Source organism: Endozoicomonas sp. ALB115 (assembly GCF_049310245.1).
Taxonomy (GTDB): Bacteria; Pseudomonadota; Gammaproteobacteria; order Pseudomonadales; family Endozoicomonadaceae; genus Endozoicomonas.
The window spans coordinates 1-12903 of the sequence record NZ_JBLYZG010000047.1 but is presented as its reverse complement, the minus strand read 5'-3'; the positions used below and the strand labels follow the sequence as shown (position 1 = coordinate 12903).

The window sequence follows — 12903 nt, the reverse complement described above, 5'->3', positions numbered from 1 at the left end:
CTGTTCGTAATGTTCATCAAACGTAGACGGTCTGCATGGAAGAACTCTTCCGTCTACAACCAGAATCCAGTCACCCTTGCACAGCAACATCCCCTGTTTTTGGATTTTCCAAATACAGCCGTTCTACCTTTATAAAAAACAACTCATTCAGTGACGTGCAAGCCCGTTTACTCGGATAGCTGCTGCCAGAATGCGGCAATCAGTGGATTCTTTAACTTTTTTTCCAGTACACACAGCCCCACTTGATAAGGCCTAAGTTCCGGACTGACTGTTAATACCTGAACCTTTCCAGCCAGCGGGCTGTTATTCAAGACAATCTCAGGAACCACACCAACACCAAAACCAAGGCTGACCATACTGACAATGGCCTCATTGCCAGCCACCTGGGCATAGATTTGTGGGTGTCTGCCATTAGCCTGAAACCAGGCATCCAGTCTTTGCCTTGCTATTCCCTGTTCCTGCAAAATCATGGGAATGCCTTCAAAGTCATCAACCAGCAGGGATTTGGCGTTAAGGGTTTCTGCCAGCCGGGATTCAACAGGGGCAATAAACCGTAGCGGTGAAACGGCTATTTGCTGAAATGCCAGTCCGGCAGGAAGGTTGTCAGGCCTGGCGGCAATGGCCAGGTCTTCCTGTTCGGTTAATACCCGTTGAATCGCTGGCTCAGGATCACCGGTGTGCAGTTTGATTTCAATGCCCGGGTATCTTGGTCGAAACTGGCTGAGAATCTCATAGAGAAAGCTATAACTGGCGGTGACTGAGCAATACACGCTCAATGAACCGTGAAGTTCCCCGGCACCAGCCACCAGTTCATGATGAATTATGTCCCATTGCGAGAGCGCTTCACGGGCATAAGCCTGAAATCGTTTGCCTTTTGGTGTGAGCGAGACACTTCGATTGTTCCTTTCAAACAGTGTCACCCCCAGCTGATCTTCCAGCTGCTTGATGTTGCGACTCAGGGTTGACGGGCTGACATGGCAAATAAGGCTGGCCCTGTTGAAATGCAGGGATTCTGCCAGTGCGAGGAACTGTTTCAGAGGGCGAAGGTCTATAGCCATAGGGAAATCAGGGTTATTTCATATTTTGCAATTTTAAGTTGCAAATATATCACTAAATGCAACTATACGCAGAATCACCTATCGGTTATGGTGTACCCCACGTTGGGAGAGCGGTGACTGTGGGAAGCCGCTGTGTAAATAACAAGCCTAAATCCACCGGACTGGTGTTTTCTTTCAGGAGTTATTCGATGAAAGTTTATTACGATAAAGACTGTGACCTCTCCATTATCCGTGGCAAAAAAGTCTCTATCATTGGCTATGGCTCCCAGGGTCATGCCCACGCTAATAACCTGAAAGACTCTGGTGTTGAAGTAACGGTTGGCCTGCGTAAGGGCTCTTCTTCCTGGGCCAAGGCGGAAGCAGCGGGTCTCCTGGTGGCAGAAGTACCTCAGGCTGTCGCTCAGGCTGATGTGGTTATGATTCTGACACCGGACGAGTTCCAGTCCCAGCTTTACCGGGAGGTGATTGAACCGAACCTGAAGCAGGGAGCGACCCTGGCTTTTGCCCATGGTTTCGCCATCCACTACAACCAGGTAGTACCTCGTGCTGATCTTGATGTCATCATGATTGCCCCCAAGGCACCGGGCCATACTGTGCGCTCAGAGTTCGTTAAAGGCGGCGGCATCCCAGACCTGATTGCTATTTTCCAGGACGCTTCCGGCCAGGCCAAAGACGTTGCGCTCTCCTACGCGTCAGGTGTCGGCGGTGGTCGTACCGGTATCATCGAAACGACGTTTAAAGATGAAACGGAAACCGACCTTTTTGGTGAACAGGCCGTGCTTTGTGGTGGTGCTGTTGAGCTGGTCAAGGCCGGTTTTGAAACCCTGACGGAAGCGGGCTACGCACCGGAAATGGCTTACTTTGAGTGTCTCCACGAACTCAAGCTGATTGTTGACCTGATGTACGAAGGCGGTATCGCCAATATGAACTACTCCATCTCCAACAATGCGGAGTACGGTGAGTATGTGACCGGCCCACGGGTGATCAACGACGAGTCCCGCAAGGCAATGCGTGAAGCGCTGAAAGATATTCAGAACGGTGAGTATGCCAAGAAGTTTATCTCTGAAGGTGCTCTGAATTATCCATCAATGACTGCCTATCGTCGCAATAATGCGGCCCACCCGATTGAGAAAGTGGGTGCCCAACTGCGGGAAATGATGCCCTGGATCACCGCGAACAAGCTGGTTGATAAAGAGAAAAACTAAGACTGGGTAGTTAGAGTTGCCGTTTGAAAAAACAGGATATTTCGCAAGAAATATCCTGTTTTTCGTTGAAGATAAAGAGCCGAAAATCAGGGCTGCTTGAGCGCTTGAATAAACTGCCGTGACTGGTCAATGGAAACCTGCATATCACTGATCAGGCGATCAATATCCGCCTTGATGGTGTTGAACTCCCCTTTCAATGCACTGATGGCCCGGGCATTCAGGTTATGCTTTAGATAAAGCACCTGATCCTGAAAGGCATCCAGCACCGGCTGCATCCGTTGTTCAGATTTTTCCAGACTGACCATCATACGCTGATACTGACGTCGGGTGTCTTTCAGCTTCTGGGCACTGGCTCTGCGCAGACTATCGCTCTTGTAGAGATTGAGTTCGTCTTCCCATTCGTCAAACAGCACATCAGACACATTCTGGACACTGGCAATGCGGTCTCTTACTCGCTCTGCAGCGGCCAGGCTGTCCTGGTATTCTGAGTTCAGGTCATTGTAGGCGGCTTCCAGGTCGCCACCCTCAAAGTTGATAACACTCTGGAATTGCTCCAGTGCACTTTGGAATTGCACCTGTGCCTGCTCCTGTGCAGTTTGGGTATCTTCAATGCGATCCACCATAATATCGCGCTTATGGATGCCTACTTTTTCCATGGCGCTGTAATAAGTGCTCTGGCAACCGGCCAGCAGGAGCGTCGCTACGAACAGGATGGCTGTCTTCAGTGTTGCAATTTTCATCGGTGATTCTTCTCAATGGCGTCGATCAGTTCTTTGTTGCGTTTGTCGGCCAAATGGCTATTCACCACAAACAACGCATGGATAACACCCGGCAACCAGGCACATAAGGTAAGGATAATATTCAAGATCACTTGAAATGGCTTACCGCAGAGTAGTACAGCCAGCGGCGGTAAAATAATGGCCAGAAAATAGCGCATAACCTGTCAACCTGTTCACTAATATAACTATGGCCCGATTTTGTATCACAATGCTTTTTCGGCATAAACCGGCCATTTTCAGCATTTCACAACCCATGGTGGTTTGGCAAACACTGTGCTCAATAACCCGTTATGGTTGGGAGCATAGCAATGCTGGGTATCCTTGGGGGAATGGGGCCGCTGGCTACCGTGGATTTTATGCAGAAAGTGATTGCCCTGAGTCTGGCGAACAGCGATCAGGAGCATTTGCCGATGCTGGTACATAACGTACCGCAAATACCTGATCGCAGTGCCTGCATTTTGCAGGGCGGCAAAGACCCTCTGCCATCCTTGTTGCAGGGCTTAAAGCGGCTGGAAAACGCTGGTGCAACGTGCATCGTGATTCCCTGCAATACTGCGCATTACTGGTTTGGTGCCCTGCAAGCGCACAGCACGGTAAAAATGATCAGCATTATCGATGTTGTGTGTCAGGAGCTTGTCCGGCGCGGCATCACCAATGTGGGCCTGATGGCAACCAACGCCACCGTGGCAGCGGAGATTTATAAACAGCGTATCGGTGCTTTGGGTGGAGAGTACCAAGTGCCGGACGATCTCGCCCAGCAACAGCTAATGACTGCGATTTACGACATTAAAGCCGGTCGCCCGGAACAAGGCTCACGGGGTATGCAAATGGTGTTTGATGGCCTGCTTGCTGGTGGTGCCGAAGCCGTTATCCTCGGTTGCACAGAAATTCCCATTGGGCTGGCCAACATCGCACAACAGCAACCTGAGCGGTGCATTGACGCCACCGAGCTGTTAGCCAGAGCCTGTGTCGATTGGTATTACTCCGGTCACGACAATCATTACCTGGGCGAAAAACAGGCGGCGTAACCCGCAGAGCAAAAAGGCAGCGTTTATTAGGGCCTGTTGACGTTTCGTTGCGTGCTCAGTGGCTCAGAAAGGCGTCAGATGCGCGAAAGACTTGTGCAGCGCGTAGTTATTCTACGTCAAGCAAGTCTGACAAAGCAGATGGCGCCTTTCTGAGCCACCCTTCGGGCGTATCAGGGCACCCCTATGACTTCGTTGCGGCATTTTGAAAGGCAACCAGCCTTCCTGCAATGCCGCGCCTCGTCATAGGAGCGCCCTGATACGCTGAGCACGCAACGAAACGTCAACAGGCCCTAAGTCGCTGTCTTCTGTCTGTATTTCTTGCTCACTGTTTTGTGTCAGACTTGCCGCCGACCATTCAGCAAGTTGAAACAGGATGAATCTGGAAACTAAATGGCTGGAAGATTTTCTGGCTTTGGCCGAGCTGCGGAATTTTTCCCGTGCGGCGCAGCATCGTAATGTCACTCAGCCCGCTTTCAGCCGTCGCATTCGCAGCCTTGAGCACGCCCTGGGGGTGGAACTCATCGACCGCACCACAACACCCCTGGCACTGACCCCCGAAGGTCGGCTGTTTCATACCACGGCGCGCAATCTGTTGCGCCAGATGGACGACGGCGTACAACCACTCTTTCGCCTGAGTGGTCAGCTCGGGTCGATTCCGCTGCTGGGTTACAGTCCCGGGGCCTTTATGGGGCGTCAGGTGAACGGCCTGCTGAGAAAGATCGACAACCTGCCCCGTTTCCAGCCGGTGATGGAATCGTCCCTGACCAACCTGCTCAAAGTGATGGCTCTCAAAGGTGGGGGCATTGCCTGGCTGCCGGGTTATGCCATTGTTGATGAGCTGGCCAGTGGCCAGCTGGTGGACTTTGCCGGTCTGGATCAGCGGGAGAAGTATTGGGGCTCTATTGAAATCAAGCTTTACCGAAATGATGTTCGTCTGCACGCTGGCGCTGAGCGGTTCTGGTCGGCACTTGGTAAACGATGTCAGCAGGGGTGGTTGCTGACCTAATGTTTGATCTGACGGTGTCCCTCAAAAAGCGTATTCGTGATACAGTCTCACGCTGATTCTGTAATGATGAGCAGATGCGCCAATGACTGAGAAAATGGAAAAGCCGGAGAGTAATAAAGATGCCGTCGACGGTTTTTTTCCTGTAGACGAGCACGAAGAAGAGGTGATTGAAGAAGGGCAGGCGATTCGTCGCAAAGGGATCTACCTGTTACCCAACCTTTTCACCACCGGCAACCTGTTTTGTGGTTTTTACGCCGTTATCGCTGCGCAGGCGGGGCATTTTTCCCTGGCCTGTATTGCCGTATTTGTCGCCATGATTCTGGATGGTCTGGATGGTCGTGTCGCCAGGATGACCAACACCATGAGCAAGTTTGGTGAGCAGTATGACAGCCTGGCAGATATGGTCACCTTTGGTGTTGCCCCGGCCATGGTAGTTTTCAGCTGGGCGTTGCAGGACCTTGGCAAGTTTGGCTGGATGATTGCGTTTGTCTATGCGGCTTGTGCAGCCCTGCGGCTGGCCCGGTTTAATGCCCAGATTGAAGTCACCGACAGTCGCTACTTTACCGGCCTGGCCAGTCCGGCGGCGGCAGCGGTAGTGATTGGCATGGTATGGGCACTAAGTGACTTTGGCCTGGATGGTGAGTCCACCTTCATTGCCATACTTGGTGCGCTGATTACCGGTGGAGCTGGTGTCCTTATGGTCAGCAATATTCGTTATCAGAGCTTCAAGAAGATTGATCTGAGAGGTCGGGTACACTTTGTGTTCCTGCTGGCGATGGTTCTGGCCTTTGCCGTGGTGTTTATGGACCCGCCCCGTACACTGCTGATGATCTTTCTCGCTTATGCCTGCTCTGGCCCGATTACTGCGATCTGGCGGCTTGGTGACAACAAGAGTGATCAAACGGTTTAGTTTCTCTTAGCTTCTTTTTAAAGCCGGCATTGCTGGCTTTTTTTATACCTGCGAGAGATGGATGCTTGAGCTCGGCAATATCCCTTGGCATTATTTGGAAATGCGGCCTTTCATGTGATCGCCTCGCCAGAATGACCGTAATATAATGCAGTGTTTGGTAAGGAGATATCATGCTACTGAAAATAAAAAAACGTTCAGATATCGGCAGTAGTGAAATTACACCCGAGCATATCTATCATGACCGACGACGTTTTATGCAGCAGTCCGGGCGTTTTGCCCTGGCCGGGCTGGGGCTGATGTTGGCAGGGTGCTCCCAGGAAGGCGAAGCCAAAGCCATCAGTAAAAAAGCGCAAGACGATGTTCTTCCTTCTCAGCCGGGTCCCGAATGGCTAAAAAAGCAGGTTCTTGCATTTAATCCTGACGTTTACACGACAACTGAAGCATTGACACCACATCAAGTGGTTACTTCCTACAATAACTTTTACGAGTTTGGCACAGGGAAAGGTGATCCGGTCAGGAATGCTCATTCTCTGAAAACCGATCCATGGTCAGTGGTGGTGGAAGGTGAGGTTGCCAGGCCCGGTCGATACCATCTGGAAGATATTCTCAAGCCTCACACGATGGAAGAACGCATCTATCGGCTGCGATGTGTTGAAGCCTGGTCCATGGTGATCCCCTGGATTGGTATCCCGCTGGCCAATATCCTTAAGCAGTTTGAGCCGACGTCCAAAGCCCGTTTTGTCGAGTTCACCACACTGCATGACCCTGAGCAGATGCCGGGGCAGAAGGCATCCTTTGGCTCCCTGGACTGGCCTTATGTTGAAGGGCTGAGAATCGATGAAGCCATGAACCCGCTAACCCTGATGGCGACCGGGCTATATGGCGATATCTTACCCAATCAGAATGGTGCGCCGTTCCGGCTGGTGGTGCCCTGGAAGTATGGTTTCAAAAGCATCAAATCCATAGTGAAAATTCGTCTGACCGAACAGCAGCCGAAAACCACCTGGGAAACCTCAGCACCTCAGGAGTACGGGTTCTATGCCAATGTAAACCCTGCGGTTGATCACCCTCGCTGGAGCCAGAAACATGAACGACGGTTGCCAAGTACACTGCTGGCACCTAACCGGATTGAGACTCAGCCTTTTAATGGCTACGGCGAAGAAGTGGCTGACTTATACAAGGGCATGGATTTAACACGCTTTTACTGAGTTGTAAAAAGGATAGGGCTATGGATCGGGTTGCCAACATCAAGCTTGCTGTATTTCCTCTCAGCCTTTTTCCATTAGCCGATCTGATCATAAAGGCTCTGGAAAACAATCTGGGGCCAGACCCTGCCAGCGCTCTTACCCACGGGCTGGGAGAGTGGGCATTAATATTTTTGCTCTTATCGCTGGCTATCTCACCAACACGACGGCTGACGGGTATAGGAAAACTGATTCGGTTCCGGCGGATGCTGGGTTTATTCGCCTTATTCTATGCAGCTTTGCATCTATTGGCTTACCTGGCATTTATGCTGTCCTGGGAATGGCAGACACTGTTAGAAGACCTTTATAAGCGTTCTTATATTATTGTCGGTGCTTTTTCACTATCGATTCTGGTTGCGCTGGGTGTGACTTCAACAAAAAAAATGATGAAGCGGCTGGGGAGGCAGTGGAGCCAATTACATCGGCTGGTCTACGTTGCTGCTGTTCTTGCGGTTATTCATTTTCTCTGGCTGGTTAAAAGTGACTATACGGAACCTGTCATTTATGGCGCTTTACTGGCGATCCTGCTGCTGCTGAGGACCCGGGTGTTTTCTTTTGGCAGAAAGCGGTAGCTATATTTTCATGTATTGTAAATAAGATTCATTTTTATTTGCATTGTGGTAGTGTTCGGTCTGCTGTATCGGGAGACTGAAACATGAGTTCGAGTAGTGCATTAAAAAAACTAAAAAAACTCGGTAAAAAGTCAGCCAAACTGCAAACCAGATCATGGATGCAACTGCAGGCACTGGCTGGAAGACAAAGTGTTGGTGTTGCAGAAAAGGTTCAGGTGTTCTCACCTGAGGTAAAATCCATTGTTCAGGATGCTGTCGTCAGCGCTGCCAGAGAACTGGCTGCGCCATGCAATCCATTGATATCCTGGTTTCAGGAAGGCAACGAGGCACCATTCGCTTCAGTCGGCGTCTCTTCTGATTCTCTACAGTCGGCAGTGGAAAAACCCCGGCGTGAACAGTCCATACTGCACATTCCCCTGAAAAGCCCACCCTGTAAACAATGTCCGGCAAAAGCCAGCGGCATCTGTAAATGTGCCGCTAAAAAGTTTGGGGCTACAGGCTCATAATAACTCGGCTGACGGAGGGACCCACCAGACGCGTTAAGGCCAGGCCAACCATACCTCTGGCAAAGGTCTTGGTGCCGGAAACAACGGCATTTTCAATAAAAGAGGGGCGTCCATCCGATTGCAGCCAGCCATTACTGTCCAGAATATCCAGCAGGCTTTTACTATCCAGTTCGTTGTTATCAAATTGAATGGCCACTGAGCCTGCATGTCGTTTATGGGTCACACGCTGTATGGCGTTGATCTTGCCAAGTTTGGTAATAAGCCTGCTGACCTTTTCAGGATTCTGGCGAATATAATCAGATCGAATTCTAACTCTTTTATTTGTTTGATGAATGTAAGTATTCATAAGTGCTTTAGCGCTACTGATAATAATTATCATTTGCGACACTATCATCACAGTTGATGTAAATCAAAAGAAGAATAGATATTTTCAGTCGTGCAATGACCTCAGACTTGTTTTCCCTGTATTAGTGCTATATTCCGGCCCATGCATAAACACATCAAACAAGCCCTGATGCTCAGGCGCTGGGTGGCAATCGGCCATCATTTTCCCGGGAGAATTCGTCTTAAGTACAAGCTGGGTATCTTGACAAAACTGGTCGGTTTTAAGGTGGCGGATATCGAAACGGTGCTTTCTGATATCCCCGCTTTCAAGAATTACAAACTTAACAGTGCCACTGATAGTGTAGTGATTGATTACGATGCAGAGACTATTAACCCACAATGGGTTGATGCACTGTTTTGTGAGTCTGAAGCTGATGCTGAACAAGCCTGTTATCGGATAGCCAGGTGTTTGGAACTGGATAAAAGTCGCCATGAGTAACGATGCAAAGAAGGCTGCAGAAGAGCCAGCCTTCGGACACTATGACAATATGCCGCCCAACGGAATGCCGCCCAACGGTGCCTAAGGACACCCCGGCTATAACCCTTATGCCGCGTGCATGGGGCATATGCCTTATCCGTCACCTCCATCTTATTATGGACACCCGGGTTACCATCATCCGGCCATGATGCCTCCACCACCATACTGGCCTGGCTACCAGCCCGATATGCCAGCACAAAATGCGCCTCAACCCGCTCATCCACTGGCTGAGCAGGCTCAGGCCATGGTGGAGAATGCCCTGGGAGAAGACGCCGGGATGTTTAAAGAGTTACTGGGCACTCTGGGCATTAATGATCGGGAATTCTGGAAAGGGGCGATGATCGGTGCCGCTGCAGCGTTGCTGCTGGGTAATGAAAATGTCCGTGGGAAATTGCTGGAAATGCTGGCAAGTGCCGGCAGTATGCTCAAAGGGGCAGAAGCTGAAGCATCGAAGTCAGCTGAAAACAATAACTCAGAGGAAGTCCGATAATGAATGATAAACGCTTCTGGCAGGGGGCCCTGATTGGTGCCGCAGCCACATTTTTGCTGACCAATGACAAGGTGCGTGGAAAGCTGGTCGATTTGGTGACTGGCGCTGGCAATATGGTCAAAAATAGCGGTTCTGCTGTTAAGGAAAAAGCCAGTCACACGGTTGATTCCGTCCGGGAAAATGTAACCACCGGTGGTGAAATTTTCCGTGATACCTATGCGGCGGGTAAACAGGGCTTTCAGGCATCGGTAAAAAAACATCAATCGCCAAAAGAGCAGCCAGATGTTGAACCGGTGATTGAAATCGTTGAGGTAGAAGCTTCTGCCAACGAGAAACCCGCTCAACCGGAGTGATCCTGATGAGCAATGCAAACAAGAAACTCAGCACCGCCAGCCGGGCCATGATTGCCGGTGCCATGGTGGGTGGCGGAGCATCGGTGATCAGTCGCTGGAATACCTATAAGGCGGGCGACGTGGATACCCATGAGCTGGCCAGGGGGGCGGTCAAAGCCGCCCTGCAGGCGGGCGCAGTCAGTGGCGTGACAACTTATGCGGCGGAAAAGATGGCAGGCCGCCCGGTCCTGTCAATGCTGACTCTGGTTGCCGCAGGCACCGCTGGCCTCTATTTAATGGATCAATTGTTGGATAGTAAAAAGCATGACCGGTCATAACCCTTACTACGGCTATAACGCCTACGGCCACTCTCAGTCAGGTGACGTAAGTCGAGAGCCAGCTTACCGTCAGCAGAACAGTAAAACCCACTTTGTTATGGGGCTGGCGGCTGGGGCTGCTGTTGCCTATCTGCTCTCGAATAAAAAATTCAGAGAGGGTATGGCGACCACGGGAGAAAAAGCCTGGTCTGCTGTTCGTGGAGAAGTTGAAGAGTTGAAAGAGCGTCTGGAAGATACTCAGGCTGAACTTGAGTATTACCGCAATCTCCACAAAGGCGACAAATGACTGTTTTGCAGGTTAAGCATCACTTGCCAGGACGCATTCGCTTCAAAATCGCCGTATTGCAGGAATACCCGGATACCGGCGCATGGATCAGGCAAGCGTTGTTGAGTATTCAGGGACTGCATGATATCCGTATTAATGAAGCGGCCTGTTCAATCGTCGTTCACTACGATACACAGCTGCTGGATGCAAAGATAATCAGTGCCCGCTTATCTCAGCTTGATCTGGATGAAGCTGAGCAGGAAGAAAGTAAGCATGAGTTTACCCGTGGTGATATCGCCCTGAATATCCTTGGAACGCTGGTGGCCGCATTACTCCCCAATAAATGGGGTGGGCTGTCAACGGCTGCGCTGATTGCACCGGCCCTGATGGAAGGTTTATCAGACCTCGCAGAGCGCAGGGTTTCCGTTGAGGTGCTTGATGCCATTGCTATTGGGCTCTCTTTCTGGCGGGGTGATTATAAAACCGCCATGATGACCCAGAGCCTGATCAGCCTTGGCGAATATATGGAGCAGAAAACCAGCCGTAACAGTGATCAGCTGCTGGCAGATCTGATGCGTCCGCAGGAAAGTGAGGTATGGCGGATCAATGGTGCTGGTCACCGGGAGTTGGTTCAGTCAGGCGCATTGCAGGTTGGCGACCTGATTGAACTGCAGCCGGGCTCAGCAATACCGGCTGATGGTATTGTGATATCCGGTGCTGCGTTTATTAATCAATCGACGTTGACCGGAGAGAATGTGCCTGTCCGCCGCGAAGAAGGTGCGCTGGTTTATGCGGGTACCACTGTCCACGATGGCACGGTTTCAGTCCGGGTTGAGAAGGTAGGGAGTGAGGCGACCACAGCCCGGATTGCCCAACTGATTTATGAATCACTCAGTGAAAAAAGCGAAATTCAGCAGGTTACCCAGGATATGGCCGATCGCCGGGTGAACATTACCCTGGCCATGGGAGCCGCCGTGTTTGCCCTCACTCAGGATATTAATCGGGTTGCCTCGGTATTCCTGGTGGATTATTCCTGTGCTCTCAGGCTCAGCACGCCGGTAACGTTCAAATCCATCATGTACCGTGCGGCTCAAAATGGCATTTTGTTGAAGGGCGGAAGTGCTATTGAAAAGCTGGTGACCGTGGATACCTGTGTATTTGATAAAACAGGAACACTGACTTACAGCGATATGGAAGTTACGGACGTTGTTCCTCTGTGCAATAACAACACAGGCCGTGATCTGCTGGCTATTGCAGCTTCCGTTGAGGAGCACAGCAGTCACCCGTTATCCAAGGCTATTGTCAATGCTGCCAAGCATCACGATCTACCACATATTGAACATGGTGAAGTTGAGTATGTTATAGCTCATGGTCTCAAAAGCACTATGGACGATTACTGTCTTATGATGGGCAGCCGCCACTTTCTTGAAGAGCATGAGTCCGTAGATTTTACGCCCTATGAAGATGAAATCATCAAGTATGAGGAAATGGGGCGGCATCTGATCTTTATTTCTCATGATAAAAAGCTGATTGGCATGATCGGGTTAAAGGATCACCTTCGGGAAGATGCGGTTGCGACACTGAATGAACTGCGTAACCTCGGTATTCATGAGCTGATCATGATTACCGGTGATCGTGTTGCCAAAGCCCGGGTGTGCTGGGTGGTGAATTACAGCTGAACCAGGTATATGCAGAGGTAACACCCGACAGCAAATCAGCCATTGTCGAGCAGTTAAAAGCAGCTGGTCGAAAAGTGATGTTTGTAGGGGATGGTGTCAATGACGCACCGGCGTTGACGATGGCTGATGTTGGTATAGCCATGTGTGAAGGTACTGAACTGGCAAGACAGGCTGCTGATGTCGTTCTGTTGAAAGATAAACTTTATGGCGTTGCTGAAACCCGGCAACTGGCTCAGCTGGCGATGTCGACCATTCAAAGTAATATCAAACTGGCTGAGTATATTAATAGCGGCATCATGCTGGCGGCGGCTATGGGCTGGCTGAGTCCGGCAGTTAGTGCGTTACTGCATAATGGTACAACGCTGGCAGTGCTTGGACGCTCAGTCGCTTTAAAGAGACCCCGATAACGCCTGTATAATAGTGAAATGTCATATACGTGCTAACCGAGGGTTGGCACAGTCATTCAATTGCGTATAATGCTCCCCACTTCCACGGACTGACCCAAACGGTCATTCACGGATCGGCAGAATGAATCATCATCGCTGACCGGGAAGTGCGGTTTGAAAATGGGTTGTTTGGATTGAATGAAAAACAACCGGTTGACAAATCAAACTGGCGCGGTAAGATGC

Annotated in this window: 18 protein-coding genes; 14 read left to right on the top strand and 4 right to left on the bottom strand. The window is 50.6% G+C overall.

The annotated features are described in order from the left end of the window. Positions 1 to 167: 167 nt before the first annotated feature. Entirely contained in the window at positions 168 to 1052 is an 885-nt protein-coding gene (gene ilvY / locus ACO6VE_RS17915) for an HTH-type transcriptional activator IlvY (protein ID WP_422450704.1), read from the bottom strand. A gap of 194 nt (positions 1053 to 1246) precedes the next feature. Here ilvY and ilvC point away from each other — a divergent pair, with 194 nt between their 5' ends. After that, positions 1247 to 2263, top strand: a complete 1017-nt coding sequence (gene ilvC / locus ACO6VE_RS17910) for a ketol-acid reductoisomerase (RefSeq protein WP_101749131.1) — start codon at positions 1247 to 1249, stop codon at positions 2261 to 2263. 86 nt (positions 2264 to 2349) lie between these two features. On the opposite strand, the gene ACO6VE_RS17905 is transcribed toward ilvC, so the two are convergent. Further along, positions 2350 to 3003 (bottom strand): DUF2959 domain-containing protein, encoded by a 654-nt coding sequence (locus ACO6VE_RS17905; protein WP_422462666.1) that lies wholly within the window; start codon positions 3001 to 3003, stop codon positions 2350 to 2352. Further along, the gene (locus ACO6VE_RS17900; protein ID WP_101749129.1) at positions 3000 to 3200 is read right to left on the bottom strand and encodes a YqaE/Pmp3 family membrane protein; all 201 of its coding nucleotides are present in this window, start codon (positions 3198 to 3200) and stop codon (positions 3000 to 3002) included. Before ACO6VE_RS17900 ends, ACO6VE_RS17905 begins: the two co-directional genes overlap by 4 nt. A 150-nt stretch (positions 3201 to 3350) precedes the next feature. Here ACO6VE_RS17900 and ACO6VE_RS17895 point away from each other — a divergent pair, with 150 nt between their 5' ends. From ACO6VE_RS17895 to ACO6VE_RS17870, 6 genes are all read left to right on the top strand, one after another. Next, complete coding sequence (locus tag ACO6VE_RS17895; protein ID WP_422450593.1) at positions 3351 to 4070, top strand: aspartate/glutamate racemase family protein; 720 nt, start codon at positions 3351 to 3353, stop codon at positions 4068 to 4070. Between the two features lie 373 nt (positions 4071 to 4443). Further along, entirely contained in the window at positions 4444 to 5076 is a 633-nt protein-coding gene (locus ACO6VE_RS17890) for a LysR family transcriptional regulator (RefSeq protein ID WP_422462664.1), read from the top strand. Positions 5077 to 5158: 82 nt separating this feature from the next. Then, a complete protein-coding gene (gene pssA / locus ACO6VE_RS17885) occupies positions 5159 to 5986 on the top strand; it encodes a CDP-diacylglycerol--serine O-phosphatidyltransferase (RefSeq protein ID WP_269676741.1) in 828 nt (275 codons plus the stop codon). A 170-nt stretch (positions 5987 to 6156) separates the two neighbouring features. Next, complete coding sequence (gene msrP, locus ACO6VE_RS17880; RefSeq protein WP_422462662.1) at positions 6157 to 7194, top strand: protein-methionine-sulfoxide reductase catalytic subunit MsrP; 1038 nt, start codon at positions 6157 to 6159, stop codon at positions 7192 to 7194. Positions 7195 to 7214: 20 nt separating this feature from the next. Continuing rightward, on the top strand, positions 7215 to 7802 hold the full coding sequence (locus ACO6VE_RS17875) for a sulfite oxidase heme-binding subunit YedZ (protein ID WP_422462660.1): 588 nt from the start codon (positions 7215 to 7217) through the stop codon (positions 7800 to 7802). 83 nt (positions 7803 to 7885) lie between these two features. After that, positions 7886 to 8308 (top strand): hypothetical protein, encoded by a 423-nt coding sequence (locus ACO6VE_RS17870; RefSeq protein ID WP_422462658.1) that lies wholly within the window; start codon positions 7886 to 7888, stop codon positions 8306 to 8308. Here ACO6VE_RS17870 and ACO6VE_RS17865 read toward each other — a convergent pair. Beyond that, the gene (locus tag ACO6VE_RS17865; RefSeq protein ID WP_422462656.1) at positions 8295 to 8654 is read right to left on the bottom strand and encodes an HMA2 domain-containing protein; all 360 of its coding nucleotides are present in this window, start codon (positions 8652 to 8654) and stop codon (positions 8295 to 8297) included. The genes ACO6VE_RS17870 and ACO6VE_RS17865 overlap by 14 nt on opposite strands. 141 nt (positions 8655 to 8795) lie before the next feature. Between ACO6VE_RS17865 and ACO6VE_RS17860 the strand changes: the two genes are divergently transcribed. The 7 genes from ACO6VE_RS17860 (at position 8796) to ACO6VE_RS17830 (ending at position 12681) form a co-directional block, all read left to right on the top strand. Continuing rightward, positions 8796 to 9131 (top strand): hypothetical protein, encoded by a 336-nt coding sequence (locus ACO6VE_RS17860; RefSeq protein WP_422462654.1) that lies wholly within the window; start codon positions 8796 to 8798, stop codon positions 9129 to 9131. A 127-nt stretch (positions 9132 to 9258) separates the two neighbouring features. Then, a complete protein-coding gene (locus tag ACO6VE_RS17855) occupies positions 9259 to 9660 on the top strand; it encodes a hypothetical protein (protein WP_422462652.1) in 402 nt (133 codons plus the stop codon). Then, positions 9660 to 10013 (top strand): hypothetical protein, encoded by a 354-nt coding sequence (locus ACO6VE_RS17850; RefSeq protein ID WP_422462650.1) that lies wholly within the window; start codon positions 9660 to 9662, stop codon positions 10011 to 10013. The genes ACO6VE_RS17855 and ACO6VE_RS17850 overlap by 1 nt, the downstream gene beginning before the upstream one ends. A 5-nt stretch (positions 10014 to 10018) precedes the next feature. Continuing rightward, on the top strand, positions 10019 to 10330 hold the full coding sequence (locus ACO6VE_RS17845) for a hypothetical protein (RefSeq protein ID WP_269672296.1): 312 nt from the start codon (positions 10019 to 10021) through the stop codon (positions 10328 to 10330). Further along, positions 10317 to 10616: a YtxH domain-containing protein gene (locus tag ACO6VE_RS17840; protein WP_269672297.1), complete on the top strand. Its 300-nt coding sequence runs from the start codon at positions 10317 to 10319 to the stop codon at positions 10614 to 10616. The genes ACO6VE_RS17845 and ACO6VE_RS17840 overlap by 14 nt, the downstream gene beginning before the upstream one ends. Then, the gene (locus ACO6VE_RS17835; RefSeq protein ID WP_422462648.1) at positions 10613 to 12274 is read left to right on the top strand and encodes a heavy metal translocating P-type ATPase; all 1662 of its coding nucleotides are present in this window, start codon (positions 10613 to 10615) and stop codon (positions 12272 to 12274) included. Before ACO6VE_RS17840 ends, ACO6VE_RS17835 begins: the two co-directional genes overlap by 4 nt. Then, positions 12250 to 12681 (top strand): HAD-IC family P-type ATPase, encoded by a 432-nt coding sequence (locus ACO6VE_RS17830; protein ID WP_422462646.1) that lies wholly within the window; start codon positions 12250 to 12252, stop codon positions 12679 to 12681. The genes ACO6VE_RS17835 and ACO6VE_RS17830 overlap by 25 nt, the downstream gene beginning before the upstream one ends. The last annotated feature ends 222 nt before the right edge of the window (positions 12682 to 12903 follow it).

Excerpts from the sequence above, each read along its gene's own strand:
- ilvC (WP_101749131.1), top strand. The coding sequence starts at position 1,247 with ATGAAAGTTTATTACGATAAAGACTGTGACCTCTCCATTATCCGTGGC.
- ACO6VE_RS17905 (WP_422462666.1), bottom strand. The coding sequence starts at position 3,003 with ATGAAAATTGCAACACTGAAGACAGCCATCCTGTTCGTAGCGACGCTC.
- ACO6VE_RS17900 (WP_101749129.1), bottom strand. The coding sequence starts at position 3,200 with ATGCGCTATTTTCTGGCCATTATTTTACCGCCGCTGGCTGTACTACTC.
- ACO6VE_RS17895 (WP_422450593.1), top strand. The coding sequence starts at position 3,351 with ATGCTGGGTATCCTTGGGGGAATGGGGCCGCTGGCTACCGTGGATTTT.
- ACO6VE_RS17890 (WP_422462664.1), top strand. The coding sequence starts at position 4,444 with ATGAATCTGGAAACTAAATGGCTGGAAGATTTTCTGGCTTTGGCCGAG.
- pssA (WP_269676741.1), top strand. The coding sequence starts at position 5,159 with ATGACTGAGAAAATGGAAAAGCCGGAGAGTAATAAAGATGCCGTCGAC.
- msrP (WP_422462662.1), top strand. The coding sequence starts at position 6,157 with ATGCTACTGAAAATAAAAAAACGTTCAGATATCGGCAGTAGTGAAATT.
- ACO6VE_RS17875 (WP_422462660.1), top strand. The coding sequence starts at position 7,215 with ATGGATCGGGTTGCCAACATCAAGCTTGCTGTATTTCCTCTCAGCCTT.
- ACO6VE_RS17870 (WP_422462658.1), top strand. The coding sequence starts at position 7,886 with ATGAGTTCGAGTAGTGCATTAAAAAAACTAAAAAAACTCGGTAAAAAG.
- ACO6VE_RS17865 (WP_422462656.1), bottom strand. The coding sequence starts at position 8,654 with ATGAATACTTACATTCATCAAACAAATAAAAGAGTTAGAATTCGATCT.
- ACO6VE_RS17860 (WP_422462654.1), top strand. The coding sequence starts at position 8,796 with ATGCATAAACACATCAAACAAGCCCTGATGCTCAGGCGCTGGGTGGCA.
- ACO6VE_RS17855 (WP_422462652.1), top strand. The coding sequence starts at position 9,259 with ATGCCTTATCCGTCACCTCCATCTTATTATGGACACCCGGGTTACCAT.
- ACO6VE_RS17850 (WP_422462650.1), top strand. The coding sequence starts at position 9,660 with ATGAATGATAAACGCTTCTGGCAGGGGGCCCTGATTGGTGCCGCAGCC.
- ACO6VE_RS17845 (WP_269672296.1), top strand. The coding sequence starts at position 10,019 with ATGAGCAATGCAAACAAGAAACTCAGCACCGCCAGCCGGGCCATGATT.
- ACO6VE_RS17840 (WP_269672297.1), top strand. The coding sequence starts at position 10,317 with ATGACCGGTCATAACCCTTACTACGGCTATAACGCCTACGGCCACTCT.
- ACO6VE_RS17835 (WP_422462648.1), top strand. The coding sequence starts at position 10,613 with ATGACTGTTTTGCAGGTTAAGCATCACTTGCCAGGACGCATTCGCTTC.